Raw genomic sequence first — 20,125 nt, forward strand, 5'->3', positions numbered from 1 at the left:
AATACTTCTCAGTTTTATGAGGTACAAGAACCCCTCCCCCAACCTGACAGGTGTAGGTTTTTTACATTCTGGTGAGGGCAAGACTTGGGCGACAAGGTGGACAAGGTGACAAGGGAGGAAAACCCTACAGGATGATGTTTTTTGGCAACAATAACACACCGTTAAAAGACTATTGTGCGGATAAAATCTTCCTTGTCTACGTTCCCTCCAAGTCTTCCCAGTCTTGCCTTCACAGACAATATTAAAAACCTACCCTTGTGAGCCTCCCCCAACCCCCTCCCCGCAAGCGATGAGGGGGCTAAGTATAATTGAGGGCGGGGAAACTCCACCCCTACAGAATATTCTCAAATTTTGCGAATTTACGCTTCAATGACGACGCGCAAGTTACCGCGTTTTTTGGCAACTCGACAAGCGGTAGTGTTACCAACTCGTTCAAATTCTAAATCTAAAATTGTGCCACCAATACGCAAGTTATGAAAAGATAAATTGTTAATTGATTCTGGTAAGGCGGGGTCAATGATTCGCAAACAATTATTCTGTGCATCTGGGACTAAATTCACCATCATTTGCAATAGTTGAAAAATGCTACCTGTAGCCCAGGCTTGGGGAGTACAAGCAACGGGATACTGGACGGGAGAATTATCACCGTTCATTTCATAGCCGCAAAATAGTTCTGGGGGGCGTTGATAGGGTTGCTGGGAGGTCATGTTGAATAACCCTTGAAATAGTTCCAGCGATTGATCAATTAAACCGAGCGATCGCAATCCCATTGCAATCATAGAATTATCATGAGGCCAAACTGAACCAGTATGATAACCCATTGGATTATAAGCAGGGGACAAACTACTTAAAGTTCTAATTCCCCAACCATTGAACATATCCGCAGCCCGCAGTCTTTCCGCCACACTATAGGCTTTTGCAGAGGTAAATATCCCCAAATTTAAACAATGACCAGGATTAGAACTAATACTATCTACTGGGTTACCTTCTCCATCTAAAGCCAAAGCACAAAAATCTTCATCTTCTAACCAAAAATCTTGGTTAAACTTAGCCCTAAGTTGTCTAGCTTCTTTTTGCCAAAGTTCTTCTAAATCTGGACGTTGTTGAATTTTGGCAATTTCTGCAAGGCGGTTTTTCGCCGAATAGACATAAGCTTGCACCTCACACAGAGAAATAGAACCAATGGCTAATTCCCCTTTGCGGTTGACAATACAATCACCAGAATCTTTCCAACCTTGGTTAATTAAACCACCTTTAGATTTGCGAGCATAGCTGAGATAACCCGTTTCTTGGATTTGACGATCAATCCAACCCATAGCCGCCAAAGCATTTGGCCACAGTGCTTCTAAGGTTTCTTGATCATGAGTCCAACTGTAATATTCAGCATACAACATTAACCACAGCGGCGTAGCATCCACCGTACCATAGTAGGGTGTGTGGGGAATTTCTTGACATCTCGCCATTTCTCCCAACCGCAGTTCATGTAAAATCTTACCCGGTTCTTCTTCCCGCCAAATATTATCCGTTTGACCTTGATATTCTGCCAATAGTAGCAAGGTTTCTTTGGCAATTTTGGAATTCAACATCAAGGTTTGGGACGCAGTAATGATGGAATCTCGACCAAATAAAGTGGAAAACCAAGGGACTCCAGCAGAAACAGTTTTATGTTTGCCAAAGGACTGAAGCAACAAATATATATCTTGTTCAGCCCGCGAAATGACGCGATTAAAAATACTTTTATCGGAGCTAATCCGGGTAATTTGCTGCAACCAATTTTGCTCCTCCATTAATTCAGCGGCTTTTGCTTGTGATAAAGTAGAGGCAGCACTGATAGTAGAGCTAGGTTTATTATCAGTGAACATATTTAGCCGATAACCTAACTTTTTAGTTTCATGAGCCGCCAATTCTATCCGCCAAACTGCCGTATAACCGTGAAACCGATTTGGTTGCAAATGCTGAAATTGAATTAGAGACTCCATAATCGAACCATCTAAGCCCTGATACGCTAGGGTAAGAGATTCTTCTTTGTACGATTGAGAAGAGACAGGTACAACATGATCAGATGTTAATTCATTTAAGTGTAAAAGTCTTCCCCGTTTTTGGCGGTGATGACCTCTGACTTCAAATAAATCCACAAAATCAGCTTCAAAACTCAGACTCAATTCAAAAACAATGCTGGTAGTGTTGTAATTAGCAACTTCTATTTCTTCAAATAATGCCCCATTCAGAACCAGTTCTCGACGAATACCCACAGTATCAGCCTTGAAAAGATTGTCTAAATCAGGATTGGTGCATAAAACCGAGAGGGCAAATCCTTTGTCAGCGTTGCTACTCAATAGTATAGGCGATCGCCCTTCAATCTGTAACTCCAAACGACTCAAAAACCTTGTATCACGGCAAAACATCCCCATACTAGGAGTGCTACCATAAAGGTAACAATCGGAAATATTCCCCATCGTATCTGTCACCAGGAATAAATCATCATCTTTAACTGTAATGGTTGGCTGTGGTCTTTGACTGACAACACAAGGCCATTCGGAAATCTCTTTTTGGTCTGCGGGAGTAAAAGTTCTGTTGTCGAGGACAATTGTTTCTGGAGTCATCAATGTATCCGGTGTCATTAGCCAAAGTTACCTATACAGGTATAAGTTTGCTCAAATCAATACTGTTAAAAGAGAAAAGTAATTAAATCAAAGACAATGAATTTCTATAAATGTATACCTTATTAATTAGAAGTCAAGCCTGAAAACTGGCTGTTTTCCAATAGTTTATTCCTTCCTCAACATTGAGAGGTGCTAGGGGTAGAGAATACTTACTCAGAGATAAGATCTCATAAAAGTAGAAAGAGGTGAATAAGAAATACTCACTACCTTTGTTTTTTTATACTGATATTGAATAAATAAGCATAAATAAGATCCCCGACTTCCTAGAGAAGTCGGGGATCTTACGGGGATCTGACCACCTTAATTTTGTTTAACGAAACCATTATGTCAACAACATCAGAAATTGCCGTTGAGTTTCAAAATACCAGTTTTGCCATTAATCACCGTCCTTTGTTATCTAACTTAAATTTGAGCATTCATCAAGGGGAAGCCTTAATTTTATTAGGACGCAGTGGGAGTGGCAAAACTACAACTTTAAAATTAATTAATCATTTACTTGTCCCCACCCAAGGACAAGTTTTAGTCCAAAATCGTCCCACAACTAACTGGGATGCCATTAAACTGAGAAGACGGATAGGTTACGTCATCCAAGAAACAGGTTTATTTCCCCATTTTACCATCGCTGAAAATGTCGGACTTGTACCATCTTTAGAAAAATGGTCACCACAGAAAATTCAAAATAGAGTCTATGAAATGTTAAACTTAGTGGGATTAGAACCAGAAAAATTTGCTCAACGTTATCCCCATCAATTATCAGGAGGTCAACGTCAGCGGGTGGGAGTTGCTAGAGCTTTAGCCGCAGATCCACCTATCCTATTAATGGATGAACCTTTTGGCGCACTTGACCCAATTACCCGTTTAGAGTTACAACAACAATTTCAATATTTACAACAACAATTAGGAAAAACCGTGATATTTGTCACCCATGATATTCAAGAGGCCTTCTTTTTAGCTACAAGAATTGGTTTAATGGCTGAAGGGAATTTAGTTGTATTAGGAACTAGAAGAGAATTTCTCCAATCTCAACATCCAGAAGCAAAAGCATTTCTAGCTTGTTTAAATGTTGGTAATAATTGGGAACAGCTTAATTAAAATTAGATAAAAATCCAAAAACTATGTTTTTCTTTCAATATGGTACAGAAATAATTTTCCACAGTGGAGAACATTTAATATTAGTCATTATATCCCTAGCGATCGCCATTTCTATTGGTCTTCCTGTCGGCATTTTTATCACTCGTCAACCAAAACTTGCTGCGCCCATTCTTGGTTTAGCAAACGCCATTCAAACTATCCCTAGTTTAGCTATCTTTGGCTTTTTAATTTCCGTGCCTTTTCTGGGGGGAATTGGCAAAACTCCCGCCATATTTGCCTTAACTCTTTATGCTTTATTACCCATAATTCGGAATACCTATATTGGCATTAATAGCATCAATCCCGCCATTAAAGAAGCGGGGATAGGCATGGGAATGACAGATCAACAATTACTATTCCAAGTAGAAATTCCCCTGGCTTTACCAGTCATTTTAGCAGGGGTCAGAGTAGCCACAGTTATATCCGTAGGAATTGCCACAATTGCTGCTGCTATTGGTGGTGGTGGTTTAGGAGTATTTATTTTTCGCGGTATTTCCACAGTTAATAATGAATTAATTTTAGCCGGAGCAGTTCCCGCTGCTTTAATTGCTTTAAGTGCAGATTTGGGTTTAGGATTATTAGAAAAAAACCTCACGAAACAAATAGCAAATAAAGGTAAATTTAATCAGCAAATAGGTATTGTTTTCGGAATAATTACTTTAATTGTAGCTGGATTAATAGCTTGGAACTATCAACAAACACCAGGAACAATTATTATCGGCTCAAAAAATTTCACAGAACAAGTAATTTTAGGAGAAATATTAGCACAACACATAGAAAATCATACCACATTAAAAGTAGATCGTCGTTTTAATTTAGGCGGAACATTTATTGCTCATGAAGCAGTAAAAGCGGGAAAAATTGCCGGCTATGTAGAATATACAGGAACTTCATTTACGACTATTTTGAAAGAAAAACCAATTAGTGATCCTGAAATTGTTTATCAAAAAGTCAAAGCATACTATGATCAAAAATTGAAATTAGCAGTGATGAAACCTTTAGGGTTTGAGAATACCTTTGCCATGATTATCCGAGGAGAAGATGCCGAAAAATGGCAAATTAAAAGCCTTTCGGAAATTGGTAAATATAGTTCACAAATGAAAGCAGGATTTGGTTATGAGTTTTTAGAAAGAGCAGATGGTTATCCAGGATTATCTAAAACATACAACTTAAAATTTGCCAATATCAACCAAATGGAATTAGGATTAATGTATCAAGCATTAAAAGAAAAACAAGTAGATTTTATTGCTGCAAATTCTACAGATGGTTTAATTCCAGTGTTAAACTTAGTGATTTTGGAAGATGATAAAAAATACTTTCCACCATATCAAGCTATACCTATTTTTAATCAAGAAATTCTCCAAAAATATCCAGAATTAACAAATACCATTAATCAATTAGGAGGTAAAATTTCTACAACTGCAATCCAAAAGATGAATTATCAAGTAGATAATCAATCTCAACCAGTGGAAAAAGTTGTCAGTGAGTGGTTAAAATCTCAACAATTATAATTTTTAAAACTTATAAAGTTTTATCGGCAATTTCCATAAGTTTTTTGCTTTGTTTAATCCCATATTCTGCAATTCATTATGTAGCATAATAAATTACATTTTTTTTAGCAATCCCTAAATAAATTAGTCTTAACCTATTATCGTAACTTTTCTTAACACAAGCATGGTTACTTTAAGTATTACTTGCAAAAACTGAACTAGTTAATTGAGAGGTTTTATGACAACAGGTAATCATGTCATTTTCATGCACCCAGATGGAACTAGTCCGTCTCACTATGCTGTTGCAAGATTTGTAGATAAGGGTCCTGATGGACGTTTGAATTGGGACAAGATGTCCAATGCTGGTGTGTATCTAGGTCATATGGAAGACCAGTTGGGCGGCACATCTAATGCTGGTGCTGTTACCCATGCTACAGGTGCTAAGGTATATGCGGAGTCCTTTGGTTTTGAATTAGGCAACCTCCCCATCACCTCCATGTCTGGGACAAACAAAACTATTGTTGAAGAAGCCAGAGACGCAGGTAAAGTTACCGCCCTAGTTCAATCTGGTGCTATTTTTGAACCTGGTACAGCCGCCTTTGTTGCTAAGACACAGCAAATTACTAACGGTGATGCAAGTATTACCGTACCTCGCGCCCAAGCTGCGGAAATTGCCAAACAGGTAATTAACTCAGGTGTTGACTTTATTATGGGTGGTGGTGAACTAAACCTTCTACCTGTTGGTACAAATGGTTTTCACGGTACTGCGGCTGAACTCGATGCACTGAGTACCAGTTCTATTGTACGCCCCACAGAAAACCTAATTGAATTAGCAAAAACTAAAGGCTATACAGTTGTTTACACTGAAGAACAACTTAATGCTTTACTGGCTCTGCCTGTACCGCCAAATAAAGTGTTAGGTGTATTTGCACCTATCCATACTTTTAATGATCGCCCTGAAGAAGTTTTAGCAGCGAACAATTTACCACTATATCTGGCTACAGCACCCACCATTGCCGAGATGTTGGATGTAACCCAGAAGTTGATGGAAAAACACCCCAACTTCAAGAATGGTTCTATTGCCATTGTGGAAGAGGAAGGTACAGACAACTTCGGGAATAACAACAACGCGGCCGGAACTTTAGAAGGATTGCGCCGCACAGATGCAGCCATTGGTGTAGCAATGGAATTCATTAAGAAGCATCCTAACACCTTGATGGTTACTGCTGCTGATAGCGATGCTGGTGGTTTACAAGTAGTAGATCCCCGCACTGGTGCAACCGTAGGTACTGTTAATAATAACCCCACCACAACGAACCGCATCGTACCCCTAGACGGTCAAACGGGGGCTAACACTGTGCCTTTTGTAGCTGCACCAGATGCTAGTGGTGATGTGTTCAAGTTTGGTATTGGTTGGGCTGGTACACCTGATTTTTCCGGTTCTATTGTTTCTAAAGCTCATGGTCTCAATGCAGATAAATTACCTGCAACCTTGGATAATACCAAGATCTATGAGTTGATGTATGAGACCCTATTCAATAAGGAATTGGTATCTCGGAATCCTGAACCCACACCAGCCCCCAAAGCTACCAAGTCAACTGGGAATGTGATTTTTATCCATCCAGATGGTACAAGTCCTTCTCACTACATGGCAACCCGCAATGTTGATCTTGGTCCTGATGGTAGGCTCAACTGGGACAAGATGTCCAATGCAGGTGTCTATTTAGGACACATGGAAAACCAGTTAACTGGTACTTCCAATGCCGGGGCTGTCACCCATGCTAACGGTGTGAAGGTATTCAACGAGTCCTTTGGCTTGAATGAAGACCAATCTATTATTACTCCTGCTTCTGGTAAAGTTGGCTACACAATTTTAGAAGAAGCGATCGCCGCTGGTAAAGCAACCGCCCTTATTCAATCAGGTCATATTGGTGAACCGGGAACAGCCGCTTTTGCTGCTGCCACCACTAACCGCGTTGGCAACACCATCCGCGCCCGTGATAAAACCGCCGAAATTGCCGAACAGGTAATTCGTTCTGGCACTCAAATCATCATGGCCGGCGGTGAAGTTTACCTCTTACCTAAAGGTACTACTGGTTTTCACGTTACCGCCCAAATTGATGCTGATTTCGCTGATGCCGAAGATCGTCCCACCACTAACCTGATTGATTTAGCAAAATCCTTGGGCTATACTGTGGTCTACACAGAAGCGCAAATGAACACTGCCGTAGCAAGTGCTACTGCTTCCACGAAGTTACTCGGAGTTTTTGCTGCAAACCACACCTTTGACGATCGCAGGGAAGAACAATTAGGATTAAACACTGCTAATCCCTTACCTCTCTACCTAAACACTGCACCGACAGTAGCAGAGATGCTAGATGCGTCTTTAAAAATCCTCAACAAAGACCCTGATGGTTTCTTTGTGGTAGTGGAAGAGGAAGGTAGTGACAACTTTGCTAATAACAACAATGCAGTTGGCACTATAGAAGCTGTACGCCGGGCTGATGCAGCGATCGGTGTAGCCATGAACTACATCAACACCCAAGATCCTAATACTTTGGTGATCACGGCCGCAGATAGCGATGCTGGCGGATTGCAAGTTTTCCAATTTGAGCCTTACAACCGTCCCGCTGGTAACTCTACCTCTAGCCCTACACTAGCGGATACTGAGCCTAGTGCGCCATTTATTCGTGTTAACCCCACTACAACTAATACAAATCAGGCAGTTTTAGATGGTGTTAATGGTAGTACAGGCACAGTTGCAGATCCTTGGAAACCCTTCGCAGCTAAAAGCAGCATTGATGGACCAATGGGTAACTTCGGTGTAGCTTGGGTCGGTACTCCCGATTTCCCTGGTAGCATTGTTGCTAAAGCCCATGGGATGAATGCAGATAAACTACCCAGCACCTTGGACAACACCGAGATTTACAATGTCATGTACCAAACTATGTTTGGTGTGACACCCGAATTTGCGGCATCTCAACAAGCAACTCAGGTAGTATCAGGAACAACTGGTGTTGATATATTAATTGCTGGTGCAGCTAATACTACCTTTGATGGGATTAATGATACTGTGTTCACTGGCGCTGGTAATGATGAAATTGAAGCACAAACAGTATCTTCTCCCATTGCAGGACGTAACCGCATAGACTCTGGTAGCGGTAATGACACAATTTTCGCTGGCAATAATGACGTTGTGTTTGGTAGCTCTGGCAATGATTACCTTGAGGCGAGAGATGTAAGTGGCTATCGCCTCTCAGGTGGTGCGGGTGATGACACTTTCTACCTTGGTTCTAATGGTCGCGCCCTCGGCGGTGATGGCAATGATATCTTCAAAGTTAGTCTTGGTGGTGGTAACTTAATTTCCGGTGGTGCTGGCGCTGACGAATTCTGGATTGTCAATGCTGAACTACCCAAAGCTGCTAATACTGTGCTTGACTTCCAAAAAGGCACTGATGTCATCGGTGTTCTTGGTATTTCCTCTAGCAGTTTGACTCTCAATGTTCTCAATGGTAATACGGAAATCGGTTTACTTGGTCAAACTGTTGCTATTGTTAATGGCGTTACTGGCTTGGATATCAATACCAACTTTGTTTTTGAATAACCGGCAAGTATTGGAATTGAATTGATCATTAACCAGGGAAGAAGATCAGAATTTCTATATTTTCTTCTCTCTGGTTTTTTTTTCACTTAGAGACTATAGTGCGATCGCTTGCTAATACTACCTCCAAATCTTGTCAACTATTTTAACAACTGAAATTTTCTTTATTTACCACCACATAGTTCCTGGTTCACTATTTGAGATTATTTGACTGGTTTTATCAATTTCATGATAGGGGTTAATCTCTGATTTCAGAAGTAGTTAGTTTTTACAACTGGTCTTTAATTTTCTCAAATATCCAATCAGGTATAGCGTGTTCTGTTGCGTAAACATAATTATATTTCTCTTCAATTTTCTGCCAATTAATTGTACTATCTGATAAAATTTCCTCAGTAAACATATCCAAAGCTTTACCAGATAAATCCCTTTCTAAACATCTTTTCATCAATAACCTACTTTCCTCAATTTCTCCAATACATTCAAAAGGTGTATGTTCCGATAAACCTACCATTTCTCGGAAAGTAGGAAGTAAATCTACATCATCGAATAAATTTTTTTTAAAGACTTCATCAACAATACTTTGCTGAGAAAATGCCATTAAACCTAACCAAACATAAGCACATTTAGGACATTTCCTACACCAAGGTTTTTGTACATTACAGGAATGAATATTAGGTATAAATTTAGGGTATTTGCTAAAGTTATAAAAGATGCGATAATCGTAAATAGGTTGGAGAATACTGAAGTATTTAAAATTAGTGAACAGATGTTCCTGAATAAATTGATCTAAAATCTGTTCTGCTGCTAAACCTTTACCCCATTGATGATTTACTTCTTTTCCTATTTCATCCCAGAATAAATTACCAGTATTTGCACTTTTTTCATGTGCTAGACAGAGATAATTATATCCTTGATCTAACATTAAAATCAAAGATTCAAAAATAGAAACTGGTGTTTCGGGAGCAGTAATACCGGAATTTTCAGGAAAATATAATTTCAAAAACGGAAATTCAGTAAAATCATCATAAATAGATATTTGATGTTTGTGAACTGGTTTGACACTTTTTAACACTTGGGAAATTAAATCATGCTGAAAATTAGCTTTTCCATAAATACTATGGGAATATTGCATAGAAGCAAAAGGAATACCTCCTACTTCTAACATTTTCAGGGCTAAAATGCTATCTTTTCCCCCACCACAACCAGCGAGAATTGTGTGATTATCTCCTAAAATATAAGTAGGTTGACTTACTCCTAGATTTTGAGAATAAATAATTTCTGGTTGTTGATAATTGGTAATATTATTTTCATACCAATGTTGTCCAAATACTCCTTGATATATTGTCAGGAACAAATCTAAAATGGGAAGTTCTAAATATTCAGCAATGACAGAAATATCATAATATTCAGGAAACAAAGAACATAATTTCATGCCTTCAAATAAGGCAATATGAGAAACTATTCGTTGTATGATTGGTTGAGAATATTTTTCCATCAACCTAGAAAAAGAAACATCATGATAGAAAATCTTAGTTGAGAATTGAAATTTATCGGCAAGATAGATAATTTCTATATGATGTTCATGAATTCTCAAACTATCAATTTTGATGACCGAAATTTTCATGATTTACCATCCCCATGTACCGGGTTCACCTTTAAATGGTCCAACAATATCCGCTGTAATCCAGCCGCCATAAAAATCACCAGATTGGGGTTTTACTAGCTCATCATTTACGTAACAAGCATCCATTAAAGCCGCAATAAAACCATAATATTCTTGCATGGGCATAAAATTTGGAGTTGGTGCAAAATATTGCCAAGCAGCATATTTGATGAGTTGATCACCAATCTTGATATCATAATATTGATATGCGCCTTTCCATTCACATATATTTTTTTTTGATGTAGCGATTAAATGTTCTAGTTTAATGTCTTCTGGAGGGAAGTAATAGGTGGGAGGATGACTAGTTTCTAAAACTCTTTTTCCTCTAGTTGTTTCGGCTAAAACAATACCTTTACAAATTACTTTCAGATGTTTGTCGGTATCTTGTAAAATAGCTGGACGGGGATACTCCCAAACTGATTCTTGTCCTGGGTTTGGTGTAATTGGATTGGGTCTAATCATGATTTTTTCCTCAATTGATTGGAGTTTTTGGTGTTGCTAATGGGATAATTTTTTTGGGCTTACGCCCGGCTTCGCTAACACGCAGAGACGCAAAGAGCAAGTGTTATTTAATGGTTTTATCTTGCAATTATACAACACCAAAATTTTTCTAATTACTTGATTTACCACCAGCAGACATTTTTGTGAGTCCTCCATGATAGTTGATCAATTTAGATTCGGCTTTACCAATTTTAGCTAATCGAAATTGCCATTCAGAAATATCTTCATAGCTGAGATGGTGTGTGTCACAACTTGGAGTCCAGAAACCACCAATTATAGATGGATCATCAAAACGTAGTAGTCCTGATTTACGGATGTTTTCTCCTTGGGGTGTTCCGGGTATGGGAGAGATTGCATAGGAAGCAACTTGAAATTCTAATTCTGGGTTAATTTCTCTGAGTTGTTGATGGAGTTCTAATACTGCTTCTTCTAGACGGAGTAAACTATCGTGGGTGTCATCAGGAAAGCCGATAATTAGACCATAAACGATGACGGGAAGACCTGCTTTGACAATCAGTTGCATCATTTCACAATGTTGTTGCCAGGGAAGAAGTTTGCTGTAGGACTCTCTGCCAAAAACTGGACGTTCTGCGGGAATATATCCTAGAAAACCGCCTACTTTGCCATCCCATCCCCAAAGTGCTTCGATCAGTTCTTCGTCTGGTGTGAGGTCTGTGTGGTCATAGTTGCGTCCTCTTCCTAATGTGGCTTTTCTGAGTTCTAAACCATTAGGCCACAGTAGTGGCATTCCCATTTCTCTTGCACCTTTGGTGATTTCTAGAATCTCTTCTTTTCCGCCTGGAAATAGGACGCGACCGAGAAATTGGTCTGAACCCATGACTGTACATTTTGCTCCGGCTTCTTTTTGACGAGCAATCCAATTGAGGGTGGTTTGAGGTGACATCCGCCGATAGCCTGATGTGTAAGTTGGGGTTTGGCAAAAGTCACATTTGCGATCGCACCCAATGTCAGGATACACCGAACCTATGGGTACGAGATTCTCGATAAAAGGCTCTTCTGAGTATTCTTGTCCTAAACATTGTCTGGCTACTTCCACCGATGGTAAAGCCCAATCATCAGGACTCATGGCTTGGCTACGGGTGGGATGATAAGTACCATCAGCTAAAATTACTCCTGTGAGTTTTTCTCTGGGAGTGTTACCGAGTACATAGTCAAAAATCGGCCAGTTTGCTGCACCTGATTTGTCAATTACTATTGCTGTTGCACCTGCTTCTAGATAGTAACGAGGTTCGGCGATCGCATCAGAACCACCAACTACAACAGGCTTTCCTTTACTGGCAAAATGTGCGATCGCCATACAAGTTACTTGACGCTCTTGGGTATAATTAACTGTTACTCCCCAAGCATCATAAGTTTCAGGATCTATATCATCAATTTTCTGACCTACATAAGCTTTGGTCAAGTTCATCCCTTTCCAAGTTACTTCTCCAAAGGGTTCTTGACAATCACCAGCTTTCAGATTCACAAGTTGAGCATCAAAACCACCTGCTTGTAAATCTGCGATTAAAACTTGTTTACTCAATAAGGTATTACGTCTATATAATGCTGTCCAATTATGTCCTCCTTCGTCATACAATCCCAAAGCAGGTACTTCAACTAATCCGATGCTTTGATTTTTCAGTTTCATAGAAATCCCCTATTAATCTTTGATACAAGACATTTTATCTGAGTCGTTATCGGTCGGATACAATAAAATCAAGGGTGGGGAAACCCCGCCCCTACAGGTTTTGTGATTTCCGGGTAATAAATTAGGCTTTTGAAACTTAATCTCGATTTCTGAATACCGGCACAGAAATGATATCATTTAACTTGACAAAGAATCAAACCAAACCATCCTTTTTCATCTGTCCAGGTTTTGACAGTTTTCAATCCCTTAGTTTGTAATTGTGTTTCCATGGTTCGTAAATCAAACTTCCGAGAAATTTCTGTTAATATACTTTCTCCCTCTTCAAAAAACACCTTTAGATCCAATACTTCCAAATTAACCCAATGACTTTCTTGGCAATGTAAATACATTTCAATTTGATTATCAACCTCATTATAAATTGCCTGATGTTTAAAAAAATTGATATCAAAATTACCTTGAAACCGCCAATTTAAATGAGAAAATATATTCAAATTAAAAGCAGCAGTCACTTCTTGACTATCATTATAAGCAGCTTCTAAAATGTCTTTGGGCTTTTGTAAATCAATTCCTAGTAAAAAGAAATCCCCAGTTTGTAAAGTGCGAGAAATTTGATTTAAGAATATATCACATTGCTCTGGGTTAAAATTGCCTAAAGAACTTCCCAGAAAAAATAACATCCGTGATTGTAAATAATTGGTTTCTAAATGCACTAAAGCTTGTTCATAAGTTCCTAATAATCCATGAATAGCAATATCAGGATACTTTTCTTGCAACTGTAAAACACTAGTTTTGAGAATACCTCCACTCATATCAATAGGCAGATATCTACAATTACCAGAAATTTTCTGATAAGCAGTTAATAAAGCTTGAGTTTTAGTAGAACTCCCACTTCCTAACTCTATCAACTCACAACAATTAGTAATTTCGGCAATTTCATCAGCGTATTGTTGTAAAATCCAGGCTTCTGTCCGAGTCGGATAATATTCTGGTAACTCACAAATTTGTTCAAATAATTGAGAACCAGGATCATCATAAAAATATTTGGGAGGTAAATTTTTCGGTTTTTCAGTTAACCCCTTAATGACATCTTTACCATCAATACGTAACTCTTGATAATGATGATCTAAAACTGTTAAAGGCTGTGCAATCATTTTCTAAATCCTCTGTTGTTGACTCTGCGACTCTGCGTGAAAAAGATATTTACTTAATCCAAACTTTCAGCAACTCTAAAACCGACGTGCTGATAAAAATAAGGACGAAACCAGTTACGATAACAAGGTAAAGCCATTGTACCATTAGTTGCCCAAGAACCACCCAACATCATAAAGTGTTTATTATCAAAAAAGGGTGCAGATTGATCTGCATAAAGATGATGAGTTTGAAATCCTGGTAAGGGTTTAAATGTTTCGCCTAACCATTCCCAGACATTACCCCGTAAGTCAGAAAGTCCAGATTGATGATTTCCTGAAAACATTCCCACAGGAGTTGGGGAAATAAATTGTAAGTTGAGATTATAATTATTGGCTAAACTAGAATCTTCAGATATTGTTAATGCTTGATTCCATTCTGCTTCTGTCATTAACCGAATGTTTTTACCTTTCCACCGACAGAATGCCATTGCTTCATAGTGGTTGACTTCTACAGGCCAATCTAAAGGTAAATCTAGTTCATCAAATGTGGCACGATAGCGATAGTTATTTTCTTGGTGTATCCAGAATTTGGGACATTGGATATTGTAGAGTTGTTTCCATTCCCAAGATTCATTATGCCAATAATTGATATTATTGTAACCACCGGCTTGGACAAATTCTAAAAATTCTCCATTGGTAATGAGATATTGACTAGCTAAAAATGGTGAGACTTCCACTTCTAAATCACCATATTCACTATCCCAAGCAAAAGTTAAATCATCTTGGCGTTTTCCTAATTTCACTATACCACCAGGAATTTCTCGCATTTGATTATGCGGAATTTCTCGATTAGTAGGTGCATAATTCCATCCTTGGGGGCGTTTTAACTTATCAATGGGTAGTTGACGCAGCAGCATAGATGAGGTTTCTAGGTGAATGCGACTATGTTCTATTCCCATTAATAAAGCCCACATCGGATGCTGTTGATGAATGGGTAAATTTAAAGGAGTTTGATGAATGATTGCAGTAATTTCTGCTCTAGCTTTGTCTCGATATTCCCAGACTTTTTGGATATCAGGCCAGTTAACTCCTTGAATGGCTACTTCTAGTTCTGCTGGTGTTTCTGGATCAACGCCAACTTCAAATAGGGTTTCATATTGGGGGTCAATCCGATGTTTGATTAATCCTACCTGAATTAATTTATTGATATAAAAAACAGCCGAATGTCCCAGGTAAAAAATTAATTTATTTCTTAAAGGGTCGGGATTGAGATAAAAGGTTTCTTCCTTAATTACACTTTTTATTAAGGTTTCTTCCATTTTCCAGGAATTTTCAAAATAGTTAAGTAGGATTGTTGAACTACAATCATTGAGTTGGGGAATAGGCGCATCTGTCATTTTCTTAACTTGGTGAATTAATTTTCGGTAATATCTGGATTGATTAATTTTTTTAAATCAAACTAGTGACTAATCCTGGGATTAATAAAATTTTTATCTCAATGATAAATATTTACAGGAATTGTACAGGAATTTTTGTGCGAGAATTATATGCTATGTATTTAATTATCTTATTTTGATACCATTTTTTTGTTTTTAATTAAAATTTAATATTTCCAGTAAAATCACTAAGCTGTTGTGCATTTAGTTTGTATAATTCTAGCGGGCAAGATGCCCGCACTACAAAGTTTAAGTAAATTATGGTTATCAAATTTAGCTGCGTAACAGCTTACCAGCCGGATTCCTGTATTTAATATTTTCAGTAAAATTACTAATAGCTGAATTACTATATTGACAAAAACAAATATAAACAATCTTTTTAGGCTATTCTAAACTAAGTATATTAATTTCTAAGAATACCAATTTTTTGGGCGAGTTTGTTAGAATCATACATTAGCCCCTGTTATAGTGTTTTGGCGTTAGTTGCCAACAAAGCTATATTGGAATCATGAAAATAGATCAATGTTCTTGCTACTGGTAATGGATAAGGGCAATAGGTAATAGATAATATAAGTAGGTGAACACAATAAAACCAAACTGTGTAAAGAAACGTAAAATCTCTGAAAACTTCTTTACTCTTGCCTATTGCCTATTGCCTATTGCCTATTGCTGTATGTGTTTAATGACCAGTGACCACTGACTAACGACTAATGACTAATGAGTATTTCCACTTCCGTGCTGAGTGATTTACTAGACTCACTCCCCCATCTACGACCCCAATTATATTTTAAGACTTCACTAACTGCGCTCTCCCATGCTATGGAAGATCAGGTTTTAGCCGCTAATTTGGATCGTCCTCTGATTATTGCTAGTTTTCAGAAAGAGCGATTTTACCGTCAAGAAGCCCACCGCTATCAACGACTGGCGGAAAAAAGTAATCAAATATATGTATTATCTGCACCGGAAACGGAGTTTGCTAATACCTCAGAATATTATGAAAAGGTAGCTTTTGAGCCTGATGATGCTTTAGCGCAAGAATGGCATTTACTCGTGGTGGCGGATAATTATGCTACTTGCTTAATCTGTCGAGAAAGTTTGGGTTCTCTGGCTAGAAATAAACATATCCCAGAGATGCTCCCTAACTTGGATATGGATACAGCGCGAAGATTTGAGGGAATTTGGACCTCGGAAAAAGGAGTCTGCTTAAAAGCTGCCCAATTGTTGTTAGATAGAATTCAGGTGTATCGGCCGGATTTAGCGGAAAAAGTGGATGAAGTGTTCAGTCGGTTGCGGATTGGGAAATTAACAGGTAAGTCCGTGGTCAATTCTGATCGTGAGTATGCTTGTGACCTTGATACTGACCCGTTTGTGCAGAGGTTGGTGACATATCTGCAAGCTAGTCAGTATAAGCTGCATAAAGCTTACCGTTCAATTGCGGCTCAAGCCCGGAAAGAACGGCTGGTAAATTCGATTAGTACAGCAATTAGGCGATCGCTTGATCCACAAGAAATTCTCCAAGTGGCAGCGCAAGAGTTGGGACAACATTTAGAAGCCTGTCGTTGCCTAATTTATCGCGCTCAATCTACAGATGCGAAAGCTATAATTGGTCATGAATTTTTGAATTCTAATGTCGCATCTGTACTGGGGCAAAGTTGGGAGTTAGAACATAATCCGCTATTTCAGCAGGTGCTACAAAAGTTGGAGGGAGTATGTGTAGCTGATACTCTGACAGACTATAAGGTAAAGAAATCACCAGCCTTGTCGTCAATTGTCAGGCAGTTTGGTGTGCGTTCTTGGTTAATGGAACCCGTATTATATCAGGGGCGATTATTGGGAATTGTGGAGTTACATTATTGCTATTTTCCTACTCATGAATGGCAACCTGGGGAGTTAGACTTAGTGAAGGCGATCGCTACTCAAATAGGTGCAGCCCTCATCCAAGCTGAATCTTTTGCCAATTTAGAAGAACTGAACAAACAGCTAGAAGCCTTGGACCGCACCCGCAGTAATTTAATTGCGATTACTGGACACGAACTGCGTACCCCCCTATCTACCATTCAAGTTTGTTTAGAAAGCTTGGCTACTGAACCGGATATGCCCTGGGAATTGCAACAGGTAATGCTGAGTACAGCCCTTTCCGACTCCGAAAGAATGCGGAAGCTGGTACAAGACTTTTTAACCCTTTCTAACTTAGAAAGCGGTCGGGTAGAATGGCATCCTGAATCATTAACTATCCAAGAATGTATAGATTTATCCCTCAGTCGCTTACGGACACGCTCTAGCGAAGAAAAGATCCCACAAATCAAAACTCAAATTTCCGACAACCTACCTTTGGTCAGGGCTGATGGTGATTGGTTAGTGGAGGTAATCGCCAAACTTGTAGATAATGCTTGTAAATTTACTCCCTCTTCTGGGCAAATTATTATTAAAGCTATTAGCAATAGTCAGGAGATGCTAGAAGTCACCGTAGCTGACACAGGGCGAGGAATCGAACCTAACCGCCTAGAAATCGTTTTTGACCGCTTTTACCAAGAGGAAGGGGCATTACGTCGGACTACCGGGGGAACTGGTTTGGGTCTAGCAATTTGTCGGCAAATTGTCAATGGCTGGAATGGAAAAATTTGGGCAGAATCCACAGGTAAAGACCAAGGTAGTCAATTTCATTTTACAATTCCCATCGTGCATGGTAGTCAGGAGAATAATTGACAACTGACAACCAACCAATCACTAAAAACTGTTACAGTCTATAACGCGATCGCAACATAAGTCGAGTTCCAATGTTAGTATGCCGTAAAAACCTACAAGAGACAGTTTATGGCAACTTTGACTGGAAAAACCCCAATCTTTGGTGGCAGCACTGGCGGGCTACTCACAAAAGCTGATGTAGAAGAAAAGTACGCTATCACCTGGACTAGTCCCAAAGAGCAAGTGTTTGAAATGCCCACTGGTGGCGCTGCTAAAATGGTAAAAGGCGAAAACCTACTTTACATTGCTCGCAAAGAGTACGGTATTGCTTTAGGCGCACAACTTCGCAAATTTAAAATTACCGACTACAAAGTTTACCGCATTCTCCCCGGCGGCGAAACTACCATGATTCACCCTGCTGATGGCGTGTTCCCTGAAAAGGTAAATGCTGGACGTTCTATGGTGCGTCACGTACCCCGCAGAATCGGTCAAAACCCCAACCCTGCACAAATCAAATTCAGCGGTAAAGCTACTCACGATGCTTAATCCTTAGGCAATGGGTGATAGGTAATGGGTAATGGGGAAGAAGAATAAACTTTGCCCCCTTGCCCATGACAAAAAACTCACTTTTAATTTTTAACTGTTAATTTTTATTATGATTTTTCCCGATTTCGACCAGTTTCAGAAACTTGCTGTCCAAGGTAATTTTGTGCCAGTGTATCAGGAATGGATAGCCGACTTAGATACACCTGTATCCGCTTGGTATAAAGTTTGTGCAGATCAACCTTATAGCTTTTTGCTGGAATCGGTGGAAGGTGGCGAAACCGTAGGTCGTTATAGTTTATTAGGTTGTGATCCTTTGTGGATTTTGGAAGCAAGGGGTGATAAAACCACCCAAACCCATCGAAATGGTGATCAACAAGTTTTTATAGGTGATCCGTTTACAGTTTTATCTGAATGTTTAGCACCTTATCACCCAGTAAAATTACCAGAATTACCTTCAGGAATTGGTGGTTTATTTGGGTTTTGGGGTTATGAATTAATAAATTGGATTGAACCGCGTGTACCAATTCATGCCCAAGATGAGCGCAATATTCCTGATGGTTTATGGATGCAGGTAGACCAGTTATTAGTTTTTGACCAGGTAAAACGGAAAATTTGGGCGATCGCTTACGCAGATTTACGTGATCCAGCCGGGTTAGAGGTAGCATATCAAAAAGCGAGCGATCGCATTCAGGAAATGGTCAGGAAGCTATCTTTACCACTATCACCAGAAAACACCAAATTAACTTGGACAGCCCCTGGAAACAAGCCTAAAGCCGGAATAGAAGAATATACCAGCAACTTTACCCGTCCAGAATTTTGCGCCAGTGTGGAAAAAGCCAAAGCACATATCAAAGCTGGTGATATTTTCCAAGTCGTCATTTCGCAACGCTTATCTACAGAATATACAGGTAATCCCTTCGCATTATATCGTTCTCTGCGGCAAATCAATCCTTCGCCTTACATGGCTTATTTTAACTTCCAAGACTGGCAAATTATCGGTTCTAGCCCCGAAGTCATGGTCAAAGCCGAATGCAATGATGAAGGGGAAATTATCGCCACAGTCCGTCCCCTAGCAGGAACTAGACCCCGGGGAAAAACCAGCCAGGAAGATGCAGCTTTAGCCGCTGATTTACTCCAAGACCCCAAGGAAATCGCCGAACACATCATGTTAGTAGATTTAGGACGCAATGATTTAGGCCGGGTATGCAGTAGCGGTAGTGTCAGAGTTGATGAATTAATGATAGTTGAACGCTTCTCTCATGTTATGCACATTGTTAGTAATGTGGTAGGTAAGTTAGCACCGGGTAAAACTGCATGGGATTTATTAAAAGCGTGCTTTCCGGCGGGGACAGTTAGCGGTGCGCCTAAAATCAGGGCGATGGAAATTATTAATGAGTTAGAACCCAGCCGTCGGGGTGTGTATTCTGGTGTGTATGGATATTACGATTTTGAAGGACAATTGAATAGTGCGATCGCTATCAGAACTATGGTATTACATAATCAGACGGTCACAGTCCAAGCTGGTGCAGGTTTGGTAGCTGATTCTGATCCAGAAAAGGAATATGAAGAAACTCTAAATAAAGCTAGAGGGTTATTAGAAGCTATTCGTTGTTTGCGTTGAGAATTTATTT

The 20,125-nt window shown here is 39.3% G+C and carries 12 protein-coding genes; 6 read left to right on the forward strand and 6 right to left on the reverse strand.

The window, feature by feature from the left end; genetic code table 11:
* Window positions 1-359: 359 nt before the first annotated feature.
* Complete coding sequence (locus CA730_RS19330) at window positions 360-2,621, reverse strand: amylo-alpha-1,6-glucosidase (protein WP_096669764.1); 2,262 nt, start codon at window positions 2,619-2,621, stop codon at window positions 360-362.
* A 366-nt stretch (window positions 2,622-2,987) separates the two neighbouring features.
* Here CA730_RS19330 and CA730_RS19335 point away from each other — a divergent pair, with 366 nt between their 5' ends.
* The 3 genes from CA730_RS19335 (at window position 2,988) to CA730_RS19345 (ending at window position 8,888) form a co-directional block, all read left to right on the forward strand.
* The gene (locus CA730_RS19335) at window positions 2,988-3,755 is read left to right on the forward strand and encodes an ATP-binding cassette domain-containing protein (RefSeq protein ID WP_096669766.1); all 768 of its coding nucleotides are present in this window, start codon (window positions 2,988-2,990) and stop codon (window positions 3,753-3,755) included.
* 23 nt (window positions 3,756-3,778) lie between these two features.
* On the forward strand, window positions 3,779-5,305 hold the full coding sequence (locus CA730_RS19340) for a glycine betaine ABC transporter substrate-binding protein (protein WP_096669768.1): 1,527 nt from the start codon (window positions 3,779-3,781) through the stop codon (window positions 5,303-5,305).
* Between the two features lie 217 nt (window positions 5,306-5,522).
* The gene (locus tag CA730_RS19345; protein WP_096669770.1) at window positions 5,523-8,888 is read left to right on the forward strand and encodes an alkaline phosphatase; all 3,366 of its coding nucleotides are present in this window, start codon (window positions 5,523-5,525) and stop codon (window positions 8,886-8,888) included.
* 265 nt (window positions 8,889-9,153) lie between these two features.
* Here the strand turns inward: CA730_RS19345 and CA730_RS19350 are convergent, their stop codons facing one another.
* The 5 genes from CA730_RS19350 to ovoA form a co-directional block, all read right to left on the reverse strand.
* Window positions 9,154-10,509 carry a hypothetical protein gene (locus tag CA730_RS19350; protein ID WP_096669772.1) on the reverse strand — a complete coding sequence of 452 codons (1,356 nt, stop codon included), beginning with the start codon at window positions 10,507-10,509 and terminating at the stop codon, window positions 9,154-9,156.
* Between the two features lie 3 nt (window positions 10,510-10,512).
* Window positions 10,513-11,010, reverse strand: a complete 498-nt coding sequence (locus tag CA730_RS19355) for a DUF427 domain-containing protein (RefSeq protein WP_096669774.1) — start codon at window positions 11,008-11,010, stop codon at window positions 10,513-10,515.
* A 148-nt stretch (window positions 11,011-11,158) separates the two neighbouring features.
* Window positions 11,159-12,697, reverse strand: a complete 1,539-nt coding sequence (locus tag CA730_RS19360) for a radical SAM protein (RefSeq protein WP_053539035.1) — start codon at window positions 12,695-12,697, stop codon at window positions 11,159-11,161.
* Window positions 12,698-12,870: 173 nt separating this feature from the next.
* Window positions 12,871-13,848 (reverse strand): L-histidine N(alpha)-methyltransferase, encoded by a 978-nt coding sequence (egtD, locus tag CA730_RS19365; protein ID WP_096669776.1) that lies wholly within the window; start codon window positions 13,846-13,848, stop codon window positions 12,871-12,873.
* A 53-nt stretch (window positions 13,849-13,901) separates the two neighbouring features.
* Window positions 13,902-15,224 carry a 5-histidylcysteine sulfoxide synthase gene (gene ovoA / locus CA730_RS19370; protein WP_096669778.1) on the reverse strand — a complete coding sequence of 441 codons (1,323 nt, stop codon included), beginning with the start codon at window positions 15,222-15,224 and terminating at the stop codon, window positions 13,902-13,904.
* 756 nt (window positions 15,225-15,980) lie between these two features.
* On the opposite strand from ovoA, the gene CA730_RS19375 reads away from it, so the two are divergent.
* The 3 genes from CA730_RS19375 (at window position 15,981) to trpE (ending at window position 20,115) form a co-directional block, all read left to right on the forward strand.
* Window positions 15,981-17,969, forward strand: coding sequence for a DICT sensory domain-containing protein (locus CA730_RS19375; protein WP_096669780.1), 1,989 nt, complete (start codon window positions 15,981-15,983; stop codon window positions 17,967-17,969).
* Window positions 17,970-18,077: 108 nt separating this feature from the next.
* Window positions 18,078-18,494, forward strand: coding sequence for a photosystem I reaction center subunit II PsaD (locus CA730_RS19380; RefSeq protein WP_015079642.1), 417 nt, complete (start codon window positions 18,078-18,080; stop codon window positions 18,492-18,494).
* Window positions 18,495-18,603: 109 nt separating this feature from the next.
* Window positions 18,604-20,115, forward strand: a complete 1,512-nt coding sequence (gene trpE, locus CA730_RS19385; RefSeq protein ID WP_096669782.1) for an anthranilate synthase component I — start codon at window positions 18,604-18,606, stop codon at window positions 20,113-20,115.
* The last annotated feature ends 10 nt before the right edge of the window (window positions 20,116-20,125 follow it).

Origin of the sequence: Dolichospermum compactum NIES-806, from assembly GCF_002368115.1 — a bacterium.
In the GTDB taxonomy this organism is placed as follows: domain Bacteria; phylum Cyanobacteriota; class Cyanobacteriia; order Cyanobacteriales; family Nostocaceae; genus Dolichospermum; species Dolichospermum compactum.

Coding starts and splice junctions, on each gene's coding strand:
- CA730_RS19330 (WP_096669764.1), bottom strand. CDS start 2,621: ATGACACCGGATACATTGATGACTCCAGAAACAATTGTCCTCGACAAC.
- CA730_RS19335 (WP_096669766.1), top strand. CDS start 2,988: ATGTCAACAACATCAGAAATTGCCGTTGAGTTTCAAAATACCAGTTTT.
- CA730_RS19340 (WP_096669768.1), top strand. CDS start 3,779: ATGTTTTTCTTTCAATATGGTACAGAAATAATTTTCCACAGTGGAGAA.
- CA730_RS19345 (WP_096669770.1), top strand. CDS start 5,523: ATGACAACAGGTAATCATGTCATTTTCATGCACCCAGATGGAACTAGT.
- CA730_RS19350 (WP_096669772.1), bottom strand. CDS start 10,509: ATGAAAATTTCGGTCATCAAAATTGATAGTTTGAGAATTCATGAACAT.
- CA730_RS19355 (WP_096669774.1), bottom strand. CDS start 11,010: ATGATTAGACCCAATCCAATTACACCAAACCCAGGACAAGAATCAGTT.
- CA730_RS19360 (WP_053539035.1), bottom strand. CDS start 12,697: ATGAAACTGAAAAATCAAAGCATCGGATTAGTTGAAGTACCTGCTTTG.
- egtD (WP_096669776.1), bottom strand. CDS start 13,848: ATGATTGCACAGCCTTTAACAGTTTTAGATCATCATTATCAAGAGTTA.
- ovoA (WP_096669778.1), bottom strand. CDS start 15,224: ATGACAGATGCGCCTATTCCCCAACTCAATGATTGTAGTTCAACAATC.
- CA730_RS19375 (WP_096669780.1), top strand. CDS start 15,981: ATGAGTATTTCCACTTCCGTGCTGAGTGATTTACTAGACTCACTCCCC.
- CA730_RS19380 (WP_015079642.1), top strand. CDS start 18,078: ATGGCAACTTTGACTGGAAAAACCCCAATCTTTGGTGGCAGCACTGGC.
- trpE (WP_096669782.1), top strand. CDS start 18,604: ATGATTTTTCCCGATTTCGACCAGTTTCAGAAACTTGCTGTCCAAGGT.